Annotated in this window: 7 protein-coding genes; all 7 read left to right on the forward strand. The window is 58.2% G+C overall.

From position 1 onward, the window contains the following. Nucleotides 1–210 precede the first annotated feature (210 nt). On the forward strand, nt 211–1,209 hold the full coding sequence (locus DWQ09_02375; protein ID KAA3629919.1) for an MFS transporter: 999 nt from the start codon (nt 211–213) through the stop codon (nt 1,207–1,209). Nucleotides 1,210–1,223: 14 nt separating this feature from the next. Beyond that, a complete protein-coding gene (locus DWQ09_02380; GenBank protein KAA3629920.1) occupies nt 1,224–2,663 on the forward strand; it encodes a hypothetical protein in 1,440 nt (479 codons plus the stop codon). Between the two features lie 431 nt (nt 2,664–3,094). Continuing rightward, complete coding sequence (locus DWQ09_02385) at nt 3,095–4,294, forward strand: hypothetical protein (GenBank protein ID KAA3629921.1); 1,200 nt, start codon at nt 3,095–3,097, stop codon at nt 4,292–4,294. A gap of 9 nt (nt 4,295–4,303) precedes the next feature. Next, on the forward strand, nt 4,304–4,792 hold the full coding sequence (locus tag DWQ09_02390; protein KAA3629922.1) for a CBS domain-containing protein: 489 nt from the start codon (nt 4,304–4,306) through the stop codon (nt 4,790–4,792). A gap of 253 nt (nt 4,793–5,045) precedes the next feature. Beyond that, nucleotides 5,046–6,161 (forward strand): efflux RND transporter periplasmic adaptor subunit, encoded by a 1,116-nt coding sequence (locus tag DWQ09_02395; protein ID KAA3629923.1) that lies wholly within the window; start codon nt 5,046–5,048, stop codon nt 6,159–6,161. Beyond that, a complete protein-coding gene (locus tag DWQ09_02400) occupies nt 6,158–9,289 on the forward strand; it encodes an AcrB/AcrD/AcrF family protein (GenBank protein KAA3629924.1) in 3,132 nt (1,043 codons plus the stop codon). Before DWQ09_02395 ends, DWQ09_02400 begins: the two co-directional genes overlap by 4 nt. A gap of 387 nt (nt 9,290–9,676) precedes the next feature. After that, on the forward strand, nt 9,677–10,014 hold a 338-nt coding region (locus tag DWQ09_02405; protein KAA3629925.1), incomplete at its 3' end, for a transposase.

A 10,014-nucleotide genomic window follows, 5' to 3' on the forward strand; every position in this document is an offset into this window, starting at 1 on the left:
ATGCCTTGTTTGTACTGAGTGCATTGACCAATCTGTACCTGGCGCGGCGACGATTGCGATGCCCGACATAGGATTGGTGCGCCTGATAAACCGCAACGGCGCACAAAACGGCTAGAAAACGGCCCATGTTGAGCCGAATACTGCCTGCAAACGCTCCTTATGATGAAAAACACAAACATATTGAATCGGCCGTGCTGGTTTGCATAACTTATTCAGACGTTCCCTAATATTTGTATCGCGGTAGGCCATGCGTTTGCCTTTGTCGGTGCGGGTATGGTCGGTGGCAAGTGGTTTGGCTGGGGACGCTTTGGTTTCATGTTTGCCCTGGTACAGGCCGCAGGGGCATTCGGCTCATTCTTTAATCAGAATGTAACACGCTACATTGTGGAAGATTACGGCTGGTCATTCAGCCTGAATGCCATTGCCGTCATCATCCTGGCCATTTCTATTCTGATGTTGCTTTTTATGCGCGAGCCGCGGCTGCCTGATCTGGAAAAACCGCAATGGACAGGTACAAAACAGCTTTTGAGCGAGGTATTGAAATCCCTGAGGCATATTGTGGTGCGCCCCCACCTGTGGCTCAACTCGGTTCATGCTGGTATGACCTTCGGCGTGCACCTCAGCGTCAGCCTTGTATGGGGCCCGATTTTTTTGGCCGAAACCGGCATGACTGTTTTTGAAGCCGTTGCCATTTCCAGCTTTGCTTTTCTGGGTTTGTTGTTTGGCGCGCCCTTGTGGGTGTGGACTTCTGAGCGGATAAAAAGGAACAAGCCCCTGGCGGTGATCCCTGCCATTTTCCATGCTGCGCTGCTCGCTTACGTCATTCTTGATCCGTCCATGGCCAGCAAGACGACCTTCTTCTTCATTGGTTTGTTTGCGGCGAGTACCGCGATGAATTACCCAATCGCCGGCAGCCTGGTTCCTGAATCACTGGTCGGCACCTCCAGCGCATTTGTCAATACCATGCAGTTTTTCTGGACGGGTGTTTTGATGGCAATACCGGGGCTGGCACTTTCCGGCGCCGGTATCTGGGCCACACTCGTCGGCACAACGGGTATCGATGCCGCTGCCCCTACTGTCGCTGATTTTCAATCAGCCATGATGTTGCTGGTTTATGCGGTTGCTATCGGAGTTGTCGCCGCCCTGTTGACCAAAGAGTCTTTCCCTTCGGAAAAAAATGCTAAAGACAGAGCAGAAGTCACTATTTAAGAGGGTAAATAGCCATGCTAGATAATGTCGACCTACTGTTTACCGGGGCAGACCTGTATACCTTAAATGAAGATCAACCGGTGATTCGTAACGGTGCGATTGCCGTTGTTGGCAACAGCATCACCGCCATCGGACCTGCCGCTGAGGTAGCCGCAAGCTGTGGAAAAGTTAAACACACCGTTGATTGTTCTGGCACTTTGATAATGCCGGGTTTAATTGATGCTCACAGCCATCAGTTTCAGCTCTTAGGCAGAACCCTGGGTGATGGCATGTCTTTACTGCCATGGTTGTCGAACTTCATGCTGCCGCTGGCAGCCGCGCTGGATGCAAAAAACGCTCTGGCAGCGGTTGAATTATCTGCGCTGAACTCGGCGCTTTCCGGCACCACGTCAGTGGTTGATAATCACTATGGGCCAGTGGATGAAGCAACCACTATCGCGGTCGCAAAAACCATGGAGCGTGTTGGTATTCGCGGCGCGGTTGCGCGCGGTACATTCGGCCCGATGGTTGAGGGAGGGCGGCGCATGAACAGTGATGAGCGGCTCTTCAGATACAGTGTAAAAGAAGAGCTTGAAATTACTGAGGCTTGTTTAAAGCAGCAACCGGCCAGCAGTTTGGTGCAAATCTGGCCCACGCCTGAAAATGTCGTCTATCTCGACAAAGAGTTGATGCAGGCCTGCCTGGAGTTGGCAGAACGCTATGATGTCAGCTGGCATTCTCATCTGAGTGAATCCAAATTTGAGGTTGAAATCCACGAATCGATTCACGGCCAGCGACCGGTTAAGTGGTTGCACGACAACGGCATCCTCAGTGACAGAACAACTTTTGCGCATGGCATCTGGCTGGATGAAGAAGAAATCGAACTACTGGGTAATGCGAAATCCACGATTATTCATAACCCTGTCTCCAATCAGTTTCTGGCATCGGGAATCATAAAGCTGGGGCCGCTACTGCGCGCCGGAGTGAATGTTACCCTAGGCACCGACGGTGTCGCGGTGGCGGGTCAGGACATGTTTGAGTCGATGAAGTCAGCACAGATGCTGCAACATTTGCGTGAATACGATGCTGAGTCTACAAGTGCTGAACTCATGCTGGACCTCGCTTGTCGTAACGGTGGACAAATGTTGAGAAAGAATGTCGGGGTGTTGAAAGCAGGTGCATTAGCCGATTTTATTTCTGTCGATTTACGCGGTCCCCACAACCAGCCCGCTACCAGAGCGGTCTGCTGCCTGACCAGTTCTGTGCGTGGTTCTGACGTCTGCCACGTTGTGGTCGATGGGCAACATATCGTTTCTGAGGGGCGCTCCACCAGGATCGATGAAGAGAAAGTGATTGCCGATGCTTTGCAGGCCACGCAGCAGATTATCAAGAAGGCTGGCATTACGGAGCTGGTTCGGGCGTGGAAAAATCCCGGACATCACTATTCCCGCAAAGACCGGGCCATCGAGTCCTGATTTCTCAACAATGAATTGAACAGGGCCGTGCCCTTATGATGGGTTAGAGCCTATCTCAGAATCCCGCGCGTGCTGTGTTGACCCCCAGAGGTGCGCTGGGTAGGCCCGAAGGCGCAGCCAATAGCAACGCTATTGGCAAGTCGAGAACACCGCCAGCGCACCTCTGGGGCCAACCCGAAGGGCCGGCCGCTCGTGATTCTGAGATAGGTTCTAATTAAATAAGTAGCCCACAACTTTCTTCAATTTTCAATCAGGCTGACAGCGTGGCTCAACCAGAGATGATGGGGTCGCCTCGGTGCACCACCTTCGACATCGACAGCTTCTGAAATGAGCGCATCAGCGGTGGTACGCTCGCTAGGTGACTCGTGGCCTTGGCAATTACCCATTCACGATCAACATAACATCCAACAACTCAAGATGATGGCGGTTACGTGGAAATCTTGCTGATCGGCTCGCTGATGATCACCGGGCTGATGCTCGGCGTACTGGGCAGCTACCTCTTTCATGTGCCCCGCGTGGTCGGGTACATACTCGCAGGCGTACTGTTCGCACCCGATTTTCTGGGTGGCCCGTTAGGGATTGAAGCCAACGAATGGACCCAGTCGATTGTTGCCGTCACCCTCGGAATCATCGCTTATCTGATCGGCGGGGCTGCCACCATCTCGCAGTTGCGCCAACTCGGCTGGATGATCGTCAGCGCCACACTGGGCAAGGTCAGCGGTAGCTTTGTGGCAGTGTTGGTAGGCTTTACGCTCTTGGGCACAACCGTTGCCGATGTGCCCGCCTGGACGCTGGCCTTACTGCTTGCCGCGATTGCCACCACCACCGCTCCCGGCGCCATTATGGCCATTATTCACCAATATCGGGCCACCGGCCCGCTCACCACTGCGCTGCTGGCCATGGTCGCGCTTGACGATGCGCTGGCGCTGGTGATTTTCTCGCTGGTACTGGCAGCCATTGAAAGCACCGGTTTTGTCTCCGCGATTCCAATGGTCATCTGGGAAATCGTTGCGGCAATCGGCCTGGGGACGGCTGGCGGCTATGTGTTAGAGCGCGGCGCTCGCTACCTGCCAGAGCAGGAGTTAAAGCTGGTGGCCTTGCTGGGTGTCATCATCCTGCTCACCGGGCTGGCTGACGCCTGGCATTTTTCACCGCTGCTGGCCGCGATGGCGCTTGGTTTTTCCACCCGAATGTTCGCTGGCGCGCATTCCGAGCCCCTGTTTCGGCCACTTGAGCAGCTTCAGGAAGTGGTCTATGTACTGTTCTTCACCCTTGCCGGGCTGCATTTCGCGCCTGCGGTGGTGTTCAGTCACGCCGGGCTGATTGTGTTGTATTTTCTACTCAGGGCGGGCGGACAAATTGTCGGTGCGATGATCGGCGCGCAACTTGCGGGTGCGCCACGAGTGATCAGCCATAATGTGGGCCTGATCATGCTACCTCAGGGAGGTGTGGCCATCGGTATGGCACTGATGCTCACCGGAGTGCCAAGCCTTGAGGATTCCGCGCTGCTGATCATCAATATCGTCACCGCCACCACGCTGCTGACCGAAACCTTTGGTGCAGTGGCCACACGTTTTGGGCTGTCGAGAGCCGGTGAACTCGGTCAGGCTGCTGAAACCACCAAAACGTAAGGAGTCCACATGAAGATCAGTGAATGGCTCAAAACTCATCCGGTCAAACCATTGACCGTCGCCGGCGACTGCAGTCTTCAGCACGCTGCACGCTTGCTGTTGGATGACCCCGAAGGGCGTGATCTGTTTGTTCTGGACGCCGAAGGGCAGGTCTGCGGGCATCTGGGTTTCTGGCATGTGGCCACCCTGCTGTTGGCCAAGATGCACCCCACGCTCAGCCTGCGTGAACTGATCGAGCGGATCACATTGGGTAGCGTGGCTGATCATATGGATGATCAAGTGATGTGTGCCGGAATCGATGAGGATATTGACGACATTCTGTATCAGCATGACCTGTTCCAGGAGCACCTGGACCGTCGTGTCGAGGACATCCCGGTTGTCGATGGGCAGCGTCGTCTGCTAGGGGTGATTCGTTTATCCGATTTATTGCGCGATGCCATCAGTAAAGATAACGGCACCCTCACCGATGAGCCTGAGGGTGACCGCAAATCGGACTGACGCCGGCAAGGCGGTGACCGGTTCGACCCGGCGGCGCAGCTGTTGTGTCCACCGCCGAATGCTGCGATAGCCTTGTACTCGGCAGCGGCCAGGCGTACAGCCATCGTTGCAACGCGTGACTAAAACAAGGTCGCCGATAGAGTGAATAGTGAGGTTCCTCAAGAAAAACAGGAGATCCCGTGAAAAAAGTAATGAAAGGCGTCCCCTCGCATCTGCGCGCAAACGCGTGTGTATTCCGGACAAGGTTAGATCCATGATGCCTATTCGTATACACGCCATGCTCGCGTTCGCAATAGTGCTTCTAGCGTCCGCCGCGAACGTTTCCGCGCAAGGCCGGCCTCCGCCACCGGCTGTCGTCGTAGCTAAGGTCTCGGCGCAGGCGATTTCCGATCCGGATCGCTTCAGCGGAATCGTTGAGGCGATCCAGGAAGTCGATATCATCGCGCGGGTGCAGGGCTTCATTGACGAGATCGCGTTCGAGGCAGGTGATCAGGTCTCTGGGGGCGATGTACTGTTCAGGATCGAGTCCGCGCTGTATGCGGCTGCGGTCGCCGGTGCCGAGGCACGACTGGCGCAGGCTGAAGCTCAGCTACTGAACGCCAACCAGGAGCTTTCTCGCCAGCAGAGCTTGCGGGAACGCGAAGTTGCCGCGCAGTCTACTCTGGAAGCTGCGGTTGCGGCACAGGCTGTGGCCAGGGCCGGCGTAGAGATCGCCGTGGCCAGTCTCGAGAAGGCGCGGATCGAACTGAGTTATGTCGAGATTGTGGCGCCTTTTGCAGGTGAAATAGGGCGTGAGCTCTTTTCGCGGGGCGCGCTGGTTGGGCCGACCTCGGGTCCGTTGGCCCGACTGGTCAATACCGATCCGGTGCGGGTCGTCTTCTCGATTTCCGACCGTGTCCTGCTCGATATCCGTCGCGAGATCGCGAATGGCAATGTACCGGACGTGGTCTTCCGGCTGGATCTCGCCAATGGCGAGATCTACAGCGAGCCCGCACGGATCGAATTCATCGCGAACGAGGCGGATCCGGTCACTGCCACCGTCCCGGTGCGGCTGATCGTTAAGAATTCCGACAGGCTGCTGATCCCCGGCCAGTTCGTCGACGTTGTCGTCGGGCCGGCCGACCCGCCGGTGCTCCCTGTCGTGCCGCAAACGGCGGTACTCCAGGATCGCGATGGCCGCTATGTCTATGTCCTTGGCGAGAACGACACCGTCGCGCAGCGCCGGATCGAGGTCGACTCGCTGGTCCAGGGCGGTTGGGCTGTCACCGGCGGTCTGGAGGCGGGTGAGGTTGTCGTCGTTCAGGGGCTCCAGCGTCTCTTTGATGGCGTGACGGTTACGCCGGGTGCCGCTGCGCGGAAGGGCGACTGATGTCGCACTTCTTCATCGAGCGGGTCCGCTTTGCGATCGTCATCTCTCTGTTGATCTCGATCGTTGGCGCGATTGCGCTGCAACTCCTGCCGATTCAGCAATATCCGAACATCACGCCGCCGACGATAAGCGTCAGGGCCGCCTATCCGGGCGCCGATGCGACCACTATCGCCGAAGTTGTGGCATCCCCGATCGAAGCGGCGGTGAACAGCGTCGACGATATGCTCTACATGACCTCGACGAGCTCCAATGCCGGGTTTTATTCGCTGACGATCACCTTCGCAGTCGGCACCGATCCTGACCTCGCGCAGGTGGATGTGCAGAACGCCCTGCAGACCGCCATGTCGCAGCTGCCGACCCAGGTGCAGCAGCAGGGCGTCACGGTTGGCGCACGTTCGCCCGATTTCCTGCTCGCCATTGCCCTGGTCGCGCCCGACGGCAGCATGAGCGATCTCGAGATCGCGAACTACGCTGCCACACGGCTGATCGACCCGCTGGTGCGCGTGGACGGCGTGGGCGAGGCGTCGTCCATCGGCACGTCGGAATACGCTATGCGTATCTGGCTCGAACAGCCACGGATGGAGAAGCTCGGCATCACACCCACGGACGTGTCGAATGCGGTTCAGCGCCAGAACGTCCAGGCCTCGCTCGGCACTGTCGGTGCACCTCCCTCCACCGGGGATGTCGCGTTACAGTACACCATCATCGGAGAGGGTCGGCTATCGACTCAGAAAGCCTTTGAGAACATCGTGATACGCGAGGGCGCGGGCGGCGCGATTATTCGCCTCTCGGATATCGCCCGAATCGAACTCGGCGCCCAAAGCTACGACGCCACCGCGCGGGTCGGTACGCTTGAAGCTACGATGATCCAGATTAACCAGGCACCCGGTGGCAACGCACTGACGACCCGCGATGCGGTGCTCGCAACACTGGATGGCCTGGCCGAGCGTTTTCCCGCAGGATTGGAATATCGCGTCATTTACGACGCGACAAAGTTCGTCAGTTCCAGCATCTCGCTGATCCTGGAAATTCTCGTCGAGGCGTTCATCATCGTGATGCTGGTGGTGTTCCTGTTCCTTCGTGACTGGCGTGCAACCGTTGTCACGGCGGTTGCGATCCCGGTGTCGCTTCTGGGCGCACTGGCGGTTTTGCTGGTGCTGGGATATTCGATCAATATCATCTCGCTGCTTGCCCTGGTGCTGGCCATTGGTCTGGTGGTCGACGACGCGATCCTGGTCGTTGAGAACGTCCAGCGCGTGATGGAGGATGAACCGGCGTTGAGTAGCCGCGATGCCGCGAAGCGCGCGATGGAGCAGATTACGGCACCGATCATCTCAACCACCCTGGTGCTTCTGGCGGTGGTGACGCCCACCGCCTTCCTTCCCGGCATCAACGGCCAGCTTTACCGCGAGTTTGCGGTCACCGTGGGTTCGGCACTTGTGGTTTCGTCCATCGTGGCACTGACGCTGAGCCCGGCCCTGGCCGCGGTGCTGATGCGCAAACCTGATAGCGGCTCGCGGCGTGGGCTTTTGCACGCTATCGGCCGGATGATCGAAGTGACGCGCGACGCCTACAGTCGCAGCGTCAGTGAGATTATCAAGGTCTGGCCAGTGCCACTGGTCGTGCTCGCCGCCTGTTTCGCCGGTGCGCTCTGGCTCTTTAGCACAATGCCGGGCACGTTCCTGCCGGACGAGGACCAGGGCGCGCTCTTCGTCAACGTGCAGTTGCCCGACGCGGCCTCGCTGTCACGGACCGAGGAAATCCTCGCACAGATCACCGCGACACTCGATGCAACGGACGGCGTGGACCAGACGATCTCGGTTGCCGGTTTCTCGATCCTCCAGGGCACGCTGGTGCCCAATGGCGGAATGGTGGTGGTTGCGCTCGACCCCTGGGAAGAGCGGACCTCGCCCGGGTTGCGGGTCGGCGCTCTGGCCGGTCAGCTGAACAGGCAATTCTCGACCATTCCCGGCGCGATCATCGGCGTATTCGCACCTCCGGCAATTCCGGGTGTCGGCGTCGTGGGCGGGCTCGATATGCGGCTGCAGGCGCTCGAGGGACAATCACCTCAGGAGGTAGCCTCGGCGTTGGCCGCGCTCGTCGGCGCTGCCAACCAGGATCCCGCGATCGCCGGGCTGAACTCGACCTACTCGGCCTCCGTGCCACAGCTCTATGTCGAGGTGGACCGCCTCCGCGCCGAACGTCTGGGCCTTAGCATCAGCGACATCTACGACACCATCGGCGCCCATTTCAGCGCCCGCTACATCAATGATTTCAACTTCGGCGGGCGGGTGTTTCAGGTCCGGATGTCCGCCGACGCGCCCTATCGCGCCACGGCCGCGGACATTCTGGCCCTCAGCGTGCGCAACAAACAGGGCCGCATGGTCCCAATCGAGAACGTGATCACCCTACGCGACGACCTGGGTCCTTACACCGTCCAACGCTACAACCTCTATGAGTCGGCGCAGGTCAACGGCCTGGTCGCCCCCGGATTCAGCACCAGGGTAGCGATGGATGCGATCCAGCGCATCGCTTCGGAAACGCTGCCGGACGGCTACGACGTCGCCTGGTCCGGTCTGACCTTGCAGGAGTCGCAGACCAGCGGGAGCGAAGTGGTGATCTTCGGCATGGCGCTGCTCTTCGCGTACCTCTTTCTCGTCGCGCTCTACGAGAGCTGGATGCTGCCGGTGGCAATCATCCTGTCGCTCGGCACGGCGGCGTTTGGCGCGCTGCTCGCGGTGTTTCTGCTGGGCATGCCAACAAGCCTGTATGTCCAGATCGGTCTTGTGCTGTTGATAGGCCTTGCGGCAAAAAACGCGATCCTGATCGTGGAATTCGCCAGGGAGCGCTCGGAAGAGGGCCAGTCGCCGCGCGAGGCGGCTGCGAACGGGGCCAGGGCGCGGTTCCGTGCAGTTCTGATGACCGCGCTCTCATTCATCTCCGGCGTATTGCCACTGACCCTTTCCACCGGGGCGGGGGCGGGTGCGCAGAATGCCATCGGCGTGACCGTCATCGGCGGCATGCTCGGCGCGACGCTGATCGGCCTTTTTGTCATCCCCGCGCTCTACTATGCCATTCAGTCGATGCGGGAATGGTTTCACGGCAGACGCGGCCGTGAGGCGAGCTAGGCGGACTCCGTGCCTGTCGCAGCGGCCCCCGAGGTTGTCTGGTCCTGGACATTCGCAGGCCCGGAATGAGCGGATTGGATATGTGAGCGGAGGGATAGGACCCATCCTTGCTCAAGCCCTCTTGAGCGTAGCCCTGGAAGTGAGCCACGTTTGATGTGGGGAGTTGAGCCTATCAGGCCACTTGCTGGGCGAACACGAATCACCGGGAAAATGAACCCGGTCTCGTTCTACGAGAACGCCAGAGAACCTGCTTCCGAACGGTCCACTTGACGGTAATGGCAGCTTACGTACCGACTCGCAATGACAGTCGTTCAAAAACTAAGGCATCTCTGATTAAGTCCCAAAGTTTGCGACAATACACGCATTATTTGGAACCGGTAGAAAACGATGAAACAGCAAACATTTGCCGCGGGGGAATTTGAGCAATTTCGAAAACCAACCCGGCGAGAGAAGTTTCTCTCGGAGATGGATGCTGTGGTTCCATGGGATCAGCTTTGTGAGCTCATCGAACCCCACTACCCCAAAGCGGGAAACGGGCGCCCCCCCATTGAACTGGAACGGATGTTGCGCATCTACTTCCTCCAACACTGGTTCAACCTGTCGGATCCAGGCGCCGAGGAAGCGTTGTATGAATCTCGCTCCATGTGTCTTTTCGCCGGCATTGACCTTGGGCGTGAGCCGGTTCCCGACGAGACGACGATTCTCAATTTTCGTCATCTGCTGGA

This window comes from Pseudomonadota bacterium, from assembly GCA_008501635.1.
GTDB lineage: Bacteria > Pseudomonadota > Gammaproteobacteria > QQUJ01 > QQUJ01 > QQUJ01.

Excerpts from the sequence above, each read along its gene's own strand:
- DWQ09_02380 (KAA3629920.1), top strand. The coding sequence starts at position 1,224 with ATGCTAGATAATGTCGACCTACTGTTTACCGGGGCAGACCTGTATACC.
- DWQ09_02390 (KAA3629922.1), top strand. The coding sequence starts at position 4,304 with ATGAAGATCAGTGAATGGCTCAAAACTCATCCGGTCAAACCATTGACC.
- DWQ09_02395 (KAA3629923.1), top strand. The coding sequence starts at position 5,046 with ATGATGCCTATTCGTATACACGCCATGCTCGCGTTCGCAATAGTGCTT.